We start from the raw sequence: 15612 nt of genomic DNA, 5'->3' as shown, positions 1-15612 counted from the left end.
GATACCGCGCCAGCGCGGGTACGGTCCGGTCATCAGGCGAACCCGCCCGGCTGCTGCAGATGCCACGAACTGGTCTGCTGGTAGCGGTGGGCGACGTTCAGCAGCCTGGTCTCGGTGAAATAGTCGCCGATCAGCTGCAGGCCAGCCGGCAGGCCGCCGGCAAATCCACAGGGGATCGAGATCGCCGGCAGGCCGGCCAGGTTTACGGCGATGGTGTAGATGTCCGACAGATACATCTGCACCGGGTCGGCCGCTTTCTCACCGAGCTTGAAGGCGGTGCTCGGGCTGGTCGGCCCGACGATCACGTCGCATTGCCGGAAGGCCTTGGCGAAGTCGTCGGCGATCAGCCGACGAATGCGTTGCGCCTGCAGATAGTACGCGTCGTAGTAACCATGCGAGAGGACGTAGGTGCCGATCAGGATACGGCGCTTGACTTCCGCACCGAAGCCCTGCGCGCGGGTCTTGCTGTACAGGTCGTTGAGATCCTGGTATTGCGGCGCCCGATAGCCATAGCGTACGCCATCGAAACGCGCCAGGTTCGAGCTGGCTTCGGCGGGTGCGATCACGTAATACGCGGCGACCGAGAGGTGCGTGCTGGGCAGGCTGATGGCGACCGTCTCGGCGCCGAGCTGGCGGTAGTCGGCGATCGCTGCTTCGACCAGTCGCATCACCTCAGGGCTGCATCCTTCGCCAAAAAACTCGTCCGGCAGGCCAATCCTCAAGCCAGCCAGTGGTTTGTCGCCGGGGGGCACGTTGAGCTCGCGGCTGTAGTCTTCGAGCGGTCGGTCGAGGCTGGTCGAATCGCGCTCGTCGAAGCCGGCCATGGTGTTGAGCAACAGCGCGCAGTCGGCCGCCGAGCGCGCCAGCGGGCCCGCCTGGTCGAGTGAGGAGGCGAAGGCGATCATCCCGTAACGCGAGACGACGCCATAGGTCGGTTTCATTCCGGTCAGGTTGCACAGGGCGGCCGGCTGGCGGATCGATCCGCCGGTGTCGGTGCCGGTGGCTGCCGGCGCCAGGCGCGCGGCGACCGCCGCCGCCGAGCCGCCGGACGATCCGCCGGGAACGCAACTGGCGTCCCAGGGGTTCTTGACTGGTCCGTAGAACGACGTTTCGTTCGAAGAACCCATGGCGAACTCGTCCATGTTGGTCTTGCCGATCAATACCGCTCCCGCCGCCGCGAAGCGGGCAATCACCGCCGCGTCGTAGGGGCTGACGAAATTGCCCAGGATCTTCGACCCACAGGTGGTCAGCCAGCCGCGGGTGCAGAAGATATCCTTGTGGGCGATCGGGATGCCGGTCAGCGGGCCGGCCTCTCCCCTCGCCAGTTGTTCGTCGGCGGCGCGAGCCTGGGCCAGGCTTCTGGTCTGGTCTACGGTGATGAAGGCGTTGAGCTGCGGGTCATGCCGCGCGATGCGATCGAGGTAGAGTTGCGTCAGTTCGACGCTGGAAATCTCTCTTGCGGCCAGTGCCTGTCGCAGGGCCTGCAGGCTGCGCTCGATCATTCGATGACCTTCGGCACGAGGTAAAGGCCAGCCTCGGTCTCAGGGGCGATGGCCTGGAAAGCGGACCGTTGATCGAGTCCGTCAGGCTCGCTGACGTGGTCGGCACGCAGGCGCTGCGCCAGGTCCTGGGCGTGCGCCATCGGTTCGACGCCTCGCGTATCAACGGCCTGCATTTCTTCGATCAGGGAAAAAATGCCATTCAGGTGGGTGAGCGTGCTCTGCCCCTCGGCCTCGCTGATTTCGATGCGGGCGAGGTGGGCAACGCGGTGGACCTGTTCTAGGGTCAGCGACATGGTTGGGAAATCACTAAGGTGTTAAACGAGGTAGCCATATAAGGTATCATAAAAGTTTTTCCCACCGCAGCCCTGCGGGCCATCACGGATTTCGCAAGCATGTTCAGTTTTCTGCGCAGTTATTTTTCGAACGATCTCGCCATCGACCTTGGCACGGCCAATACCCTGATCTACGTGCGCTCCAAGGGAATCGTCCTCGACGAGCCGTCCGTGGTCGCCATCCGGACCGAGGGTGGGCCCAGTTCCAAGAAGACCATCCAGGCTGTCGGCAAGGCAGCCAAGGAGATGCTTGGCAAGGCGCCTGGCGCGATTACCGTCATCCGGCCGATGAAGGACGGCGTGATCGCCGACTTCACGGTCACCGAGCAGATGCTCAAGCAGTTCATCAAGAAGGTGCACGACTCACGACTGCTGTCACCCTCGCCGCGAATCATCATTTGCGTGCCGTCGGGGTCGACCCAGGTCGAGCGCCGCGCCATTCGCGAGTCGGCGATCGGTGCCGGCGCAAGTCAGGTGTTCCTGATCGAGGAGCCGATGGCGGCGGCGATTGGCGCCGGCCTGCCGGTGTCCGAGCCGACCGGTTCGATGGTCGTCGACATCGGTGGCGGGACCACCGAAGTCGGCGTCATTTCGCTTGGCGGCATGGTCTACGCTGGTTCGGTGCGCGTCGGTGGCGACAAGCTCGACGAGGCGATCATGAACTACATCAGCCGCAACTACGGCATGTTGATCGGCGAGAACACGGCTGAAAACATCAAGAAGAGAATCGGTTCGGCGTTTCCCGGAGCCGAGGTGCGCGAGATGGAGGTCTCGGGGATCAACAAGGCCGAAGGCATTCCGCGCAAGTTCACCATTTCTTCGAATGAAATCCTCGAGGCGCTGACCGAACCGCTGAACAGCGTGGTTTCGGCGGTAAAGTCGGCGCTCGAGAAGACCCCGCCGGAACTCGGTGCCGACATCGCCGACAAAGGCATGGTGCTGACCGGTGGCGGTGCCTTGCTGCGCGACCTCGATCGCCTGCTGATGGAGGAGACCGGTCTGCCGGTGATCGTTGCCGAGGAGCCGCTGACCTGCGTGGCCCGGGGCTGTGGTCTGGCACTCGAAAAGATGGATAATCTCGGCAGCATTTTCGCTTCCGACTGAAGACGCGCGGCCTGAGTGCCGCGAGTCGCCGACTTCGATCCTCGATTGATAGACCATCAGCCGCCACCGTTTTTCAAGCGCGGGCCGGCGCCCGTAGCGTTGCTTTCGTTCTATGTGGCGCTTTCGATCGCGCTGCTGGTCGTCGATGTGCGCTTTCGCACGCTTGAGGTCTTGCGCCAGGGCCTGTCGATGTTCACCCACCCCGTACAGCACCTCGCCCATTTTCCGGCGCAGTTCCTGGACAACGCCGGCAGCTATTTCGCCACCCTGACGCGTTTGCAGGATGAAAACGCGGAACTGAAACGTGCTCGCCTCGAGAACGTCGCGACGCTGCTCCGCAGCCAGCAGATCGAGGTCGAGAACCAGCGTCTGCGCAAGCTGCTTGGCGTCAAGGAGCGGCAGCGGGTCAGTGGTCAGGTGGCGCAGATCCTTTATTCGGCGCGCGACCCGTACGCGCGCCGCGTCGTCATCGACAAGGGGCAACAGGACAAGGTCGTCGCCGGGCAACCGGTGATTGATGACGCTGGAATCGTCGGCCAGGTAACCCGGGTATTTCCCTTCGTGGCGGAAGTCACCCTGATTACCGACAAAGAGCAGGCGGTACCCGTTCAGGTCGTGCGAACGGGCCTGCGCTCGGTCGTTTTCGGCCTGGGCAGCGGGCAGCTGGAACTGCGCTTTGTCCCGGCCAATGCTGATATCCAGAATGGCGACGTGCTGGTGACCTCGGGGCTGGACGGGATCTTTCCGCCGGGTTTCCCGGTGGCCAAGGTGGTACACATCGAAAGCGACACCGCTTACTCGTTTGCCCGGATCTTCTGCGTGCCCCTGGCGGGCGTCGAGCACTTCAGCGAGGTGATGGTGCTCGATCCCCGTCCGCCGGTGGTCTTGCCGGAGGAGCTGGCGAGCGAGGCGACGGGCAAGGATGGCAAGGCTTCGGCCCGATCAGGACAGGCGAAGAAGAAACGCCTGAAAAGGGACTGAGGCGGTGCAGACCAGCTACTCGTCATCGCGCATCCTGCTGCCCGTAAGGCCGTGGTTCATCGGCTTCACGTTGCTGGTCGCGCTGGTGCTCAACTTCCTGCCGACTTCGGTGTGGCCCGCGGTGCCCGACTGGCTGGCGCTGGTGATCGTTTTCTGGAGTGTTCGCGAGCCGCGCCTGGTGGGCATGGGGCTGGCCTTTGTCTTCGGCCTGGCAATGGACGTTGCCGATGCCAGCGTGCTGGGTCAGCACGCGCTGGCCTATGTGCTGGTGGCCTACGGGGGGGCTTCGCTGTCGCGTCGCATTCTGTGGTTTCCGCTTGGCCAGCAAGCGTTGCAGGTCTTTCCGTTGCTGCTGCTGGTGCAGTTGGTGCAACTCGGCGTGTGGGCCATGGTTGGTGCCGACTTCCCCGGCATGGCTTATCTCCTCGGACCGTTCTTCGCCGCCCTGTTGTGGCCGCTGCTCACTTTTGTCCTCCTGCTACCGCAGCACCAACCCGTCGACCGCGATGCCAACCGCCCGCTGTGAGCCAGCGTTAGCCAGGTTGCGCGTCGCGCGACCCTCGCCTTCGGCCGCGGGCGGGGCACCGTCGTTGAGGGAGTGACCGTGCCCGCCCATCATTCGACGCTGAACGCTCCGGATGGTGAGCTTCATCGCTTCCACTTCCGAATCATTCTGGCCGGCATCGCCGTGCTGGGGGCACTGGCACTTCTGGCTACCCGGTTTTTTTACCTGCAGGTGGTCCAGCACGACTACTACACCACCCGTGCCGAGGACAATCGGATCTCGGTGGTGCCGATCGTCCCCAATCGCGGAGTGATCGTCGATCGCGCCGGTGTCGTCCTGGCGCGCAACTACTCGGCCTTTACGCTGGAAATCACGCCATCGAAGGTCGCCGACCTTGAAGCGACGATCGATGGACTGGGCCAGCTGATCGAAGTGCTGCCCAAGGACCGCAAGCGCTTTCGCAAGTTGCTGGAGGAGAGCAAGAGCTTCGAAAGCCTGCCGATTCGGACCCGATTGAGCGAGGAAGAAGTGGCCAGGTTTGCTGCCAACCGCTACCTGTTCCCGGGCGTCGAGGTCAAGGCACGCCTGTTTCGCCAGTATCCCCTGGGGCCAATCGCTTCGCATGCCGTTGGCTACATCAATCGCATCAACAAGCGCGACCTGGAGATGATCGACGAAAGCGAGCTGGCGGCGAACTACCGGGGCACCGACCACATCGGCAAGACCGGAATCGAGCAGAAATACGAGTTTCAGTTGCACGGCGAAACCGGTTACGAGCAGGTCGAGATCGACGCTGGCGGCAGAGCGATTCGCAGCCTGTCGCGCACCGCGCCGATTCAGGGTAGCAGGCTGACGTTGACGCTGGACGTCAAGTTGCAGGAAATGGCCGAGAAGGCTTTTGGCGACCGCCGCGGCGCCCTGGTGGCGATCGAGCCGGCGACCGGCGGGATTCTGGCGCTGGTCTCCAACCCGTCCTTTGACCCGAATCTGTTCATCGATGGCATTCGCAGCGATGACTGGGAACTGCTCAACAATTCGCCGGAAAGGCCGATGCTCAACCGGGCTCTCAATGGCACCTATCCCCCGGGTTCGACGTTCAAGCCGTTCATGGCCCTGGCGGCGCTGGAGACCGGCAAACGTACGCCTGGTCAGGCAATTTCGGATCCCGGGTTCTTCAACTTCGCCGGCCATCATTTTCGCGATGACAAGAAGGGCGGGCACGGCACGGTCGACATGTACAAGTCGATTGTCCATTCCTGCGATACCTACTACTACATGCTGGCCAACGACATGGGCATCGATGCCATCGCCCGCTTCATGGGTCAGCTTGGATTTGGCCAGAAGACCGGGGTAGACATCGAGGGCGAGTCGGAAGGTGTGCTACCGTCACCCGAGTGGAAAAAGCGCCGCTTCAGACGGCCCGAGCAGCAGAAATGGTTTGCCGGGGAAACGATTTCGATCGGCATTGGCCAGGGCTACAACTCCTACACGCCGATCCAGCTGGCGCAGGCAACGGCCGCTGTCGCCAACAACGGCGTGATGTTCCGGCCGCATCTGGTCAAGTACATCACCGACAGCCGGACTGGCGAGAAGACGATGATCGAGCCCGAACCGATGCGGCGCCTGGCATGGAAACCGCAGCATGTCGAGACCATCAGGAACGCCATGGTTGGCGTCAATACCCAGGGCACCGGCGCGCGCGCCTTTGCCGGTGCCGGCTACACGTCTGGAGGAAAGACCGGGACAGCGCAGGTCTTCAGCCTCAAGGGGAGCGAGTACAAGTCGTCCAGGCTGAAGCAGGAACTGCGCGACCATGCCCTGTTCATCGCCTTTGCACCGGCGGACGCGCCGAAGATTGCGCTGGCCGTGGTCGTCGAGAACGGCGGTTTTGGCGCCCAGTCAGCGGCGCCGATCGCGCGCATGGTTTTCGATTACTATCTGCTTGGCAAGCTACCCAAGGGGGCTGCCCCGGAAGACGATGTCGAGGAGGACTAACTGATGCTGCGTGAGTTCCTGGCGCGCGTCTGGCGGCGTCTGGTCGAGCATGTCGACGTGCCGCTGCTGCTGATCACGGCGGCGATCATGGCGGCCGGTCTGGCGACCGTCTTCAGCGCCACCTACGACGCCAACAACCGCTTGCTGGCACAGGCCCTGAACATGTTGGTCGGGCTCGGCGCGATGTGGGCGGTCGCGCAGTTGCCACCGCAGAAGCTGATGCGTTTCGGTGTCCCGCTCTATCTCATTGGCATTGTTCTGTTGATCCTGGTGTACTTTTTCGGGATCAAGGTCAATGGCGCCAGGCGGTGGCTGTCGCTGGGCTTCACGCGAGTCCAGCCATCCGAACTCTTGAAGATCGCGGTGCCGCTGATGCTCGCCTGGTACTTTCACAAGCACGAAGCGCTGCTCAGGTTTCGCCATTACGTGATCGCCTGTCTGCTGTTGCTGCTGCCCTTTGCTCTGATCGCCAAGCAACCCGACCTTGGAACGGCGATTCTGGTCGGCGCCGCCGGTTTCTACGTCATTTTTTTTGCGGGCCTGCCATGGGGCGTGATGGTCGGGCTGTTCGCCGGCGCCGCCGGCGCCGCACCTTTCGTGTGGACCATGCTGCATGACTACCAGCGGAAACGTATCCTGACCCTCATCGACCCGACGACCGATCCGCTCGGATCGGGTTACCACATCATTCAGTCGACCATCGCCATCGGCTCGGGAGGCAGTTTTGGCAAGGGCTGGCTGGCCGGTACGCAGACCCACCTGGAGTTCATCCCCGAGCGTCATACAGACTTCATCCTCGCCGTCTTTTCCGAGGAACGCGGTTTGCTGGGCAACTGCATCCTGCTGTTGCTGTACCTGCTGCTGATCGGCCGTGGGCTGATGATCGCCGCCAAGGCGTCGACACTTTTCGCTCGGGTGGTGGCCGGATCGGTGACGCTGAGCCTGTTCACCTACGTCTTCGTTAACATGGGGATGGTCAGCGGGATTCTGCCGGTGGTTGGCGTCCCGCTCCCGTTCATGAGCTATGGAGGGACTGCGCTGGTGACCCTGTCGGTCAGCATCGGCATCCTGATGAGCATCCATTCGCACCGCATGTTGGTCCGAACATGAGGCGTGCCAAGGCGGGATGGGCTGATCGTTGGCTGTGCCCGGCGCTCTGGCTGTTGAGCGTACCGCTGCTGCTTGCCGCCTGTGCTTCGCAGCCGTCGGGCGTGCCGGAAACAGCTGCCCGGAGCACCGCGCAGGGCAAGGCGCCGGCCAGGAAGTCCGGCGTGGTGCAGAAGCGGGGAGGGGCTTACTACAAGGACGACGGTCCAGGCGACGATATTCCGGACAATCTCGACGAGATTCCGGAGCCGCAACCGCAGCTCGAGCCCTTGCACCGCTTTGCCAACCGGCCTTATGTCGTGCTCGGCAAGGCCTACCAGCCGAACACCAGCCTTTCGCCGTATCAACAGCGCGGAGTTGCCAGCTGGTACGGGAAGAAGTTTCACGGCCAGAAGACGTCGATCGGCGAGCCCTACGACATGTTTTCGATGACCGCCGCCCACCCGACGCTGGCGATCCCGTCGTATGCCCGGGTGACCAATGTCAGCAATGGCAAATCGGTGGTCGTTCGGGTCACCGATCGCGGCCCCTTCCACGCCGACCGCATCATCGACCTGTCGTACGTCGCCGCCCACCGTCTGGGTTACGTGGACAACGGCAGCGCCCAGGTCCAGGTCGAGTCGATCCTGCCGGATGGTGCGACGACGATGACCTACGCGCAAGTGATGCCGCCGCCGCGCCCGCCGTTGGCGTCTGGTGCTCTTGCGGCTCAGTTTGCGCCGACAGCGGTGCCTGCCGACGGGCGTGACGAGATCGAGCTGCTGGCGGCAAGCCTGGGCCTGGAAGTGGCATCGGCGCCTTCGCCGACGCCGCAACTGCGGCCCGTTCCAGAACCGCCGTCCCAGCCAGTGCCACAACCACCGCCGGTGCCTCGCTCACCATCGACAACGGTGCTTGCCGGCACGGCGCCGGCGCAACCCGGAGTCTTTCTGCAGCTGGGCGCTTTCTCCAGCGCCGACAACGCCGAAAGTCTACGCCTGCACCTGATGCGTGAACTGGACTGGCTCAACGAAGGGATTCAGATCACTGCCGGCGGCGGCATGCACCGGGTGCACATGGGTCCCTATCACAGCCGAGCCGATGCCGAACGCGTCGCCGAAAGGATTCGCCTGGCGCTTGGCTACAAGCCGACCTTCGTGGCGCGCTGATCAGTCGCCGCCCGCGTCCACCGATCGCGGGCGGAACACGCCCTGGACGACCTTCCTGCCTTTTTCGAGCTGCACCTCCTGGCCGACGATCTCCACCGGGATGACCGTGCCGTCGAGCTTGACCACGTCGCTGTGGACCGCTTCGCCCGCATCGGCCTTGGCCAGTGTCAGCAACTGGCGAATATCCAGGCCGTCACCGGCGGCATGAAGCTCGCTTTGCAGAACGCCGAGCAGCTGCTGCAGTTGTCGACCGAACAGTCTCTCGGCCTGCGGGTTGGCGTCGAGAATATGCCCCGTGCGCGCGTCCGAAATAAGGATCGCGTCGCGCGCGCCAGCGAACAGTGCCTGGCGCAGGCTGTTCGCATCACGAAGCTCTTCTTCGATCAGGTGTAACTGGTGTTGCACCAGCGCCAGGCTGACCAGGCTGGCGACCGAATGCGCGAACAGTCGTTGCACCGAAGTCCAGGCGGAGTGGGGCCCGACCTGCTCGACGCAGAGCACCCCCTGCAGTTCTCCATCGACGTGGATCGGCGAGCCGATCAATGCGCTGATGCCGTTCATCAGCAGGTAGTCCTCCGTAAAAGCCTGCGTCGTCGGGTGTTTCATGGCATCGTCGGCGACGATCGGCTCGCCCCGTTCGAGTGCCCTGAAGTAGTCCGGGTAGCGTGTGGCGTGCAGAGTTATCCCGATGCTGTGCCGGTCGCGCGACAACTCATAGAGATCGATGCATTCGAGACTGGCGTGCTCCGCCGTCAACCCCCACAAGCTGACGCGCTCGATGTTCAGCATCCGCCCTGTCGCGGCGGTGAGCTGGCGCAAGGTTTCGTCTAGGCTGTTGCCGGGAAACCCGCGTCTTGACAACTGGGCAAATGCGCCTTGCAGGTCAAGAGAGCTTGAAAGTTGTCGAAAGGGTGGCAGCATGGGGTCCGGACGAATCGACCTTCACGTGGGTCGGCATACCAGCAAGTGATCGCCATGGTACGTTCCGGTCAGCTGCCCACGCTGTGCGTTACTTCACGGAGGTGTCAAATTGGTGGCCGGATCGCGTCACAAAATCCGCACAGGCCAGATCGGGCCGGCTTGCTATAATTCGCGCTTTGCCAAGAATCCAGACATGCTCAAGCTTCGATCCCTACTCTTCGTGCTGTTTTGTCTTCCCGTTCTGGCGCTCGCCCAGCAGTTGCCGACGCCGCCGTCGCTGGCCGCCAAATCGTGGCTGCTGGTCGACATGACGGCCGGGCAGGTACTGGCCGCGCAGGCGCCAGACGAGCGTCTGGAGCCGGCGTCCCTGACCAAGTTGATGACCGCTTACCTGAGTTTTGCGGCGCTCAAACAGGGCACCATTAAGCTTGACCAGGACGTGCTGATTTCCCAGAAGGCCTGGAAAACGGGTGGCTCGCGGATGTTCATCCAGGTCGGCACCGAGGTCAAGGTCGACGATCTGCTCAAGGGGATGATCGTGCAGTCGGGCAACGACGCCTGCGTCGCACTCTCCGAGGCCATTGCCGGTGACGAAGAGAACTTCGCGCAGATGATGAATCGCGAGGCGCAGCGGCTGGGCATGAAGGGCTCGCACTTCCGCAATTCGAACGGTCTGCCCGACCCCGAGCACTACACCACTGCCCGTGATCTGGCGATCCTCGCCGGGGCGCTGATTCGCGACTTCCCGGAGGAATACGCCAAGTATTACTCGCTGAAGGAATTCCGCTACAACAACATCACGCAGCCGAACCGCAACCGCCTGTTGTGGATCGACCCGACCGTTGATGGTCTGAAGACCGGGTACACCGCTGCGGCGGGCTATTGCCTGGTTTCGTCGGCAAAACGCGGTCCGCGCCGCTTGTTGTCGGTGGTACTCGGCGCCGCATCGTCCAATGCCCGCATGCAGGAATCGCTGAAGCTGCTCAACTACGGCTTTCAGTTCTATGACGGCGTGCAGCTCTATGCGAAGAACGATCCGGTGACCACCCTGAAGGTCTGGAAGGGCCAGGAAAGTGCGGTCAAGATCGGTTTCGCGAATGATCTGGTGATTGTTGTTCCCAAGGGTTTCGGGCCCAAGATCAAGACCGAACTGGTTTCACAACAGCCTCTGATGGCGCCTGTGACGCTGGGACAGACACTGGCCACGCTGAAGGTCAGCCTGGACGGCAAGCCCTACGGCGACTATCCGGTGCTGGCGCTCGAAGCAGTGCCGGCGGCGGGAATCGTCGGGCGGATGGTCGACACCGTCCGGATGTGGTTCAACTAGCAGAAGCCGCATCGCCACGGCGCATCGCCTGCGGGCGGGGCACCGTGGTCGGCGCGTAGGCGCTCCCGCTCCCGCCCGGCCGCGCGCTGCGCATCCGGCGGCTGAGCCGGAGTCGTCGCCAGGAGAAAGGTCGCCAATGACCGCCTATCTGAACGGGCAGTTCCTGCCGCTCGAGGAAGCCAGGATTTCGCCGCTGGATCGAGGATTCCTCTTTGCTGACGGCGCCTACGAGGTCATCCCGGTGTACCGACGCCGGCCGTTCCTCCTTGATTCGCACCTGGCGCGTCTGCAGCGCACGCTGGCTGGCATCGCCTTGCCGAACCCGCACACCGCCGGCGAATGGAACGAGCTGCTGCAGCGGGTGATTGCCGACAGCGCCTTCGCTGATCAGGCGCTATACCTGCAGGTGACTCGTGGTGCAGACGGCAAGCGCGACCACGCATTCCCCAGCGCCGTGTCGCCAACCGTCTTCATCTGCTCGACGGCGCTGGTGGCGCCATCGGCGGCGCAGCGCGAGTTCGGCGTCGCAGCGCGCCGCGCGGTTGATAACCGCTGGCTGCGGTGCGATCTGAAGACCGTCTCGCTGTTGGCCAATGTCCTGCTGCGCCAGCAGGCGATCGATGCCGGCTGCGCCGAAGCGATTCTCCTTCGTGACGGCCTGCTGACCGAGGGTTCGTCATCGAACGTCTTCGTGGTCAAGGATGGCGTACTAGCGACGCCGCTGCGGGACCACCGGATACTGGCCGGCATCACTCGCGATCTGGTGCTCGAACTGGCGGCGCAGCACCGCATGCCGTGCGAAGTTCGCGACATTTCGGATGCCGAATTGCGCAGCGCCGACGAGCTCTGGTTGACCTCCTCGACTCGCGAAGTGCTGCCGATCACCTCGCTCGACGGCCAGCCGGTCGGGACGGGCCGGCCCGGGCCGGTGGCAAGGCAGATGTATGACTGGTACCGCGCCAATCGTGAACAGGCGACGAGCGGCGCCGATGTCTGAGGAGCCAGAGAGCCTGTTCGAATTCCCGTGCCTGTTCCCGCTGAAGATCATGGGACTGGCCAACGCCTCGCTGGCGCAGGCGGTGCTGGATGTGGTGCGGCGGCACGCGCCGGATTTCGACGGGGCGACGATGGAAATGCGGGCCTCGACCGGCGGCAAGTACGTCAGCCTGACCTGCACCATCAACGCCACCAGCAGAGCGCAGCTCGACACCCTGTACCGGGAACTGAGCGGCCATCCGCTGGTCAGCATCGTTCTATGACCAGCTCGGCGAGCGGCTGTATTACAGGGAACTCCGGAAGGATGGCCGACGGCCAGAGCGTGGCCCTCGACACCTCGCCGCCATCGCCGCCGCTGGTTCGCTACCTGGGGCGTACCGACTACCGGCACACATGGTGCGAGATGATCGACTTCACGGCCGCGCGCAGCGAGCTGACGCGCGACGAACTGTGGTGTTGCGAGCATTCGCCGGTGCTCACCCTGGGGCAGGCCGGCAAGGTGGAGCACCTGCTGGCCGACCTGGGCATTCCGCTGGTGAACACCGATCGCGGTGGACAGATCACCTACCACGGCCCTGGTCAGGTCGTGATCTACCTGCTGCTCGACCTCGGCCGGCGGCGCCTGAAAGTCCGCGAACTGGTATCGGCGATCGAGCAGGCGGTGATCGACCTGCTGGCCGGGCACGGCGTATGCGCCGAGCGGCATGGCGGCGCTCCGGGGGTCTACGTGGGGTCGGCAAAGATCGCCGCGCTTGGTCTGCGCGTCCGCAAGAGTTGCACTTATCACGGCGTCAGCCTCAACGTCGACATGGATCTGTCGCCGTTCGCGGCGATCAATCCTTGCGGCTACCCCGGCTTGCCGGTCACCCAGACCAGGGATCTCGGCGTCGCCATGACCCCGGCGGCAGCGGCGACGGCGTTGGCAGGACATCTGGTGGCACAACTGGAGAGCAAACAATGAGCAGTCAGTACGAAGAGCGTGGAGAAGAGAGGCCGGGCGCCAGAATCGCCGGCGTCAAGGAACGCGGTGAACTGAAGACTTCGCGCATCCCGATCAAGATCGTCCCGCACACTCCCCAGCGCAAACCAGACTGGATTCGCGTAAAAGCCGGCAATGCTGCGGGCCGCTTTGGCGAGATCAAGAAGATGCTGCGCGAGCAGAAGCTGCACACCGTCTGCGAAGAAGCCGCCTGCCCCAATATCGGCGAGTGCTTCGGTCGCGGCACCGCGACCTTCATGATCCTCGGCGACATCTGCACCCGCCGTTGCCCCTTCTGCGACGTTGGGCATGGCAAGCCACTGCCGCCGGATGTCGACGAGCCGGCCAATCTGGCCGACAGCGTCGCCAGGCTCAAGCTGCGCTACGTGGTGATCACCAGCGTCGATCGTGACGACCTGCGTGACGGCGGCGCGCAGCACTTCGTCGACGTGATCAGCGCGGTGCGCCACAGTTCCCCGGCGACGACCATCGAAACGCTGGTCCCCGACTTTCGGGGACGCATGGAAATCGCTCTCGAGGTGCTCGGCAAATCCTTGCCCGATGTCCTTAACCACAACCTGGAAACGGTGCCGCGGCTCTACCGGCAGGCCCGCCCGGGTGCCGATTACGCCCATTCGCTGGCCTTCATGAAAGGCTTCAAGGCACGCTATCCGCAGATTCCGACCAAATCGGGCCTGATGGTCGGCCTCGGGGAAAGCGATGACGAGATTCTCGAAGTCCTGCGCGATTTGCGCGCCAACGGCGTCGAAATGCTGACCATCGGCCAGTATCTGGCACCGTCCGGCCACCATCTGCCGGTGGCCCGCTACGTTCATCCGGAAGTCTTCAAGATGTACGAGGGGCAGGCTTTGGCGATGGGGTTTACCGGTGCTGCCTGCGGGCCGATGGTACGTTCCAGCTACTGGGCCGATGTCCAGGCCGAAAGCGCTGGCGTCGCCTGAACGGTCAAGCCGTCGATGGTGGATGGGTCCATGGCCGGCGCATTGATGGATGCGCGACAGCGATCAGTTGTAGCCGACAAAGCGCGCCGGAAAGCGCGCCGTGGCCCAGCCCATGAACAGATACTTGGCCGTCTTGCCGACCGCCACCGCGACCAGGATGCCCAGCGAGGAGACGTTGGCGAGCGCGCAGAAGAGCAGGGCGGGGGTCTGCGGCATCGGCGATCCGGCGATGATCAGGATCGCCAGCAAGCCCCAGCGCTGCAGCCATTCGCTGGCCAACTGCCAGCCTTCCATGGTCTGCAATTCGGGGTATCTGGCGAGCACCAGTTCGCCGCCGAGGAACTGAAAGATCTCGACCAGCGCGGCGGCGCCGCAGCCGCTGGCGACGCCGGAGAGCAGGCCAAGCGATCGCCAGCGCCGCGGGGACAGCAACACCGCGGGAATCAGCACGGCAACGAAGGGGAAGCTGAAGGTGATGGTCGTGACAAAGGCGATGACCGCCACCACCAGCGAATAGTAGCGATGAGCGACGCTGCGGATCAGCAGGCCTCGCAGCCAATCGGGAACCAGGTGTGTGTTCACGGCAGGGCCCCTGTCGGGTACTGCAGGATGCCCGAGTGGCATACATCGCGGCGGGGAGCGTGCCAGCTCTGGCACCAGAGCGATCGTCGGCTGGCTTGTACGAACGTCGGTCGGCAGGCTATCCTTGGGTGCTCGTGCACTCGATCGTTGCCAATTTCCACCGGGGGTATCCTTGTCATGCGCGGTAGCAGAACGGTAGTCGTCATTCTAAGCGCTCTTCTCGCCAGTGCGCGCGCCTTGCCGCCTGCCGTCGGCGATTTGTCGCAGGAGACTGCGTCTGGCCGCCGGGCGGGGCCCGCGAGAGGCATGCGGGTGTCGCTTCACGGCCTGATCCGGTCCCGCCCGGCGCGGCAGAAGGCGATTGGTGACGCACCGGTCGGCAGCGGCTCGCCGCTCCTGCGGACGGTCTTTGGCGCCCTTGGCCAGTAGGCGGAGCCGGCCGCGCGCCGACCAGCGCGTCGGACAAGGCGCCTGGCGCTGGTGGCCGCCGTGAGAGGCGCGACGTGGTGAGGCTGATCATTGGGTTGTTGGCGTCGACCTTGTCCGGAGGGGCGCTCGGGGAGGCCGCACGCCCCCCGTACAAGGCAAGTGATTGGCCGGATACGCCGGCCATTGTTTCCGGCCGGGCGAGCTTTTACGGGAAGCGCTTCACTGGCCAGAAGACCGCCTCCGGCAAGCATTTCCATCATCGGGATGTCTCGGCGGCCAGCAACCGCTTTCCCCTGGGTACGACGGTGGCGGTCCGTCGTCCCTCGTCCGCTTATTGCATTGTCGTCCGCATCAATGACCGGATGGGGCACAAGGGGCGTGTGATCGACCTCTCCCGAGAGGCAGCCGAGCGCCTGGGAATGATCGACGTGGGCGTCACCGATGTGGAGATCGTGCTGCTGCCCAAGCCCCTGCTCGGGCATGAACGCGCCTGCACGCTGGCCTTTTCGCCACCGGTTCGCCTGCCGGCCGCCGAGGGCCGGCTGTCTGACAATGGTGACGACGGGCAGTCGGTCGACGGCCTGGCCGGTGGCGTTGGCGTCAGATAGTCCGGAGACCGCTTTCGGGCCGGCGAGCGACTGGCCGCCAGGGCTCGCTGGCGCCGTCGGCCAGCGTCGCTGGTCAGCCGTTGACCTGCCTTGGCAAACTCGGGAATACTGCTTTGCGGCGCGTCGTCGGATGG

Annotated in this window: 16 protein-coding genes; 12 read left to right on the top strand and 4 right to left on the bottom strand. The window is 64.0% G+C overall.

The genetic code is table 11. From position 1 onward, the window contains the following. Positions 1-32: 32 nt before the first annotated feature. Positions 33-1502, bottom strand: coding sequence for an Asp-tRNA(Asn)/Glu-tRNA(Gln) amidotransferase subunit GatA (gene gatA / locus Q1L50_RS16815; protein ID WP_300340923.1), 1470 nt, complete (start codon positions 1500-1502; stop codon positions 33-35). Continuing rightward, complete coding sequence (gene gatC / locus Q1L50_RS16810; protein ID WP_300340921.1) at positions 1499-1795, bottom strand: Asp-tRNA(Asn)/Glu-tRNA(Gln) amidotransferase subunit GatC; 297 nt, start codon at positions 1793-1795, stop codon at positions 1499-1501. Before gatC ends, gatA begins: the two co-directional genes overlap by 4 nt. 99 nt (positions 1796-1894) lie before the next feature. Here gatC and Q1L50_RS16805 point away from each other — a divergent pair, with 99 nt between their 5' ends. From Q1L50_RS16805 to Q1L50_RS16780, 6 genes are all read left to right on the top strand, one after another. Further along, positions 1895-2938: a rod shape-determining protein gene (locus Q1L50_RS16805; protein ID WP_300340920.1), complete on the top strand. Its 1044-nt coding sequence runs from the start codon at positions 1895-1897 to the stop codon at positions 2936-2938. Between the two features lie 99 nt (positions 2939-3037). Beyond that, positions 3038-3919, top strand: a complete 882-nt coding sequence (gene mreC / locus Q1L50_RS16800) for a rod shape-determining protein MreC (RefSeq protein ID WP_300340918.1) — start codon at positions 3038-3040, stop codon at positions 3917-3919. 4 nt (positions 3920-3923) lie between these two features. After that, positions 3924-4445, top strand: a complete 522-nt coding sequence (mreD, locus tag Q1L50_RS16795) for a rod shape-determining protein MreD (RefSeq protein ID WP_300340916.1) — start codon at positions 3924-3926, stop codon at positions 4443-4445. Between the two features lie 78 nt (positions 4446-4523). Next, positions 4524-6419: a penicillin-binding protein 2 gene (gene mrdA / locus Q1L50_RS16790; RefSeq protein WP_300340914.1), complete on the top strand. Its 1896-nt coding sequence runs from the start codon at positions 4524-4526 to the stop codon at positions 6417-6419. Positions 6420-6422: 3 nt separating this feature from the next. After that, complete coding sequence (gene rodA, locus Q1L50_RS16785) at positions 6423-7529, top strand: rod shape-determining protein RodA (RefSeq protein ID WP_300340912.1); 1107 nt, start codon at positions 6423-6425, stop codon at positions 7527-7529. Beyond that, the gene (locus Q1L50_RS16780) at positions 7526-8674 is read left to right on the top strand and encodes a septal ring lytic transglycosylase RlpA family protein (protein ID WP_300340910.1); all 1149 of its coding nucleotides are present in this window, start codon (positions 7526-7528) and stop codon (positions 8672-8674) included. Before rodA ends, Q1L50_RS16780 begins: the two co-directional genes overlap by 4 nt. Here the strand turns inward: Q1L50_RS16780 and Q1L50_RS16775 are convergent, their stop codons facing one another. Further along, positions 8675-9535, bottom strand: coding sequence for a GAF domain-containing protein (locus Q1L50_RS16775; RefSeq protein ID WP_300340908.1), 861 nt, complete (start codon positions 9533-9535; stop codon positions 8675-8677). Between the two features lie 253 nt (positions 9536-9788). On the opposite strand from Q1L50_RS16775, the gene Q1L50_RS16770 reads away from it, so the two are divergent. From Q1L50_RS16770 to lipA, 5 genes are all read left to right on the top strand, one after another. Further along, positions 9789-10922 (top strand): D-alanyl-D-alanine carboxypeptidase family protein, encoded by a 1134-nt coding sequence (locus Q1L50_RS16770; RefSeq protein ID WP_300340906.1) that lies wholly within the window; start codon positions 9789-9791, stop codon positions 10920-10922. A gap of 136 nt (positions 10923-11058) precedes the next feature. Then, positions 11059-11919, top strand: coding sequence for a D-amino acid aminotransferase (locus Q1L50_RS16765; protein ID WP_300340904.1), 861 nt, complete (start codon positions 11059-11061; stop codon positions 11917-11919). Next, positions 11912-12181 carry a DUF493 domain-containing protein gene (locus Q1L50_RS16760; RefSeq protein ID WP_300340903.1) on the top strand — a complete coding sequence of 90 codons (270 nt, stop codon included), beginning with the start codon at positions 11912-11914 and terminating at the stop codon, positions 12179-12181. The genes Q1L50_RS16765 and Q1L50_RS16760 overlap by 8 nt, the downstream gene beginning before the upstream one ends. A gap of 41 nt (positions 12182-12222) precedes the next feature. Next, complete coding sequence (gene lipB / locus Q1L50_RS16755) at positions 12223-12879, top strand: lipoyl(octanoyl) transferase LipB (RefSeq protein WP_300340901.1); 657 nt, start codon at positions 12223-12225, stop codon at positions 12877-12879. Then, positions 12876-13859, top strand: a complete 984-nt coding sequence (lipA, locus tag Q1L50_RS16750) for a lipoyl synthase (RefSeq protein WP_300340898.1) — start codon at positions 12876-12878, stop codon at positions 13857-13859. The genes lipB and lipA overlap by 4 nt, the downstream gene beginning before the upstream one ends. Positions 13860-13922: 63 nt before the next feature. On the opposite strand, the gene Q1L50_RS16745 is transcribed toward lipA, so the two are convergent. Further along, on the bottom strand, positions 13923-14441 hold the full coding sequence (locus Q1L50_RS16745; protein WP_300340895.1) for a hypothetical protein: 519 nt from the start codon (positions 14439-14441) through the stop codon (positions 13923-13925). 506 nt (positions 14442-14947) lie between these two features. On the opposite strand from Q1L50_RS16745, the gene Q1L50_RS16740 reads away from it, so the two are divergent. Next, on the top strand, positions 14948-15478 hold the full coding sequence (locus tag Q1L50_RS16740) for a septal ring lytic transglycosylase RlpA family protein (protein WP_300340892.1): 531 nt from the start codon (positions 14948-14950) through the stop codon (positions 15476-15478). Positions 15479-15612 lie beyond the last annotated feature (134 nt).

The organism is Accumulibacter sp. (assembly GCF_029255145.1).
Lineage (GTDB): Bacteria > Pseudomonadota > Gammaproteobacteria > Burkholderiales > Rhodocyclaceae > Accumulibacter.
Note: the sequence above shows the minus strand (reverse complement) of the source record. Positions and strands in the feature narration are given on the sequence as shown.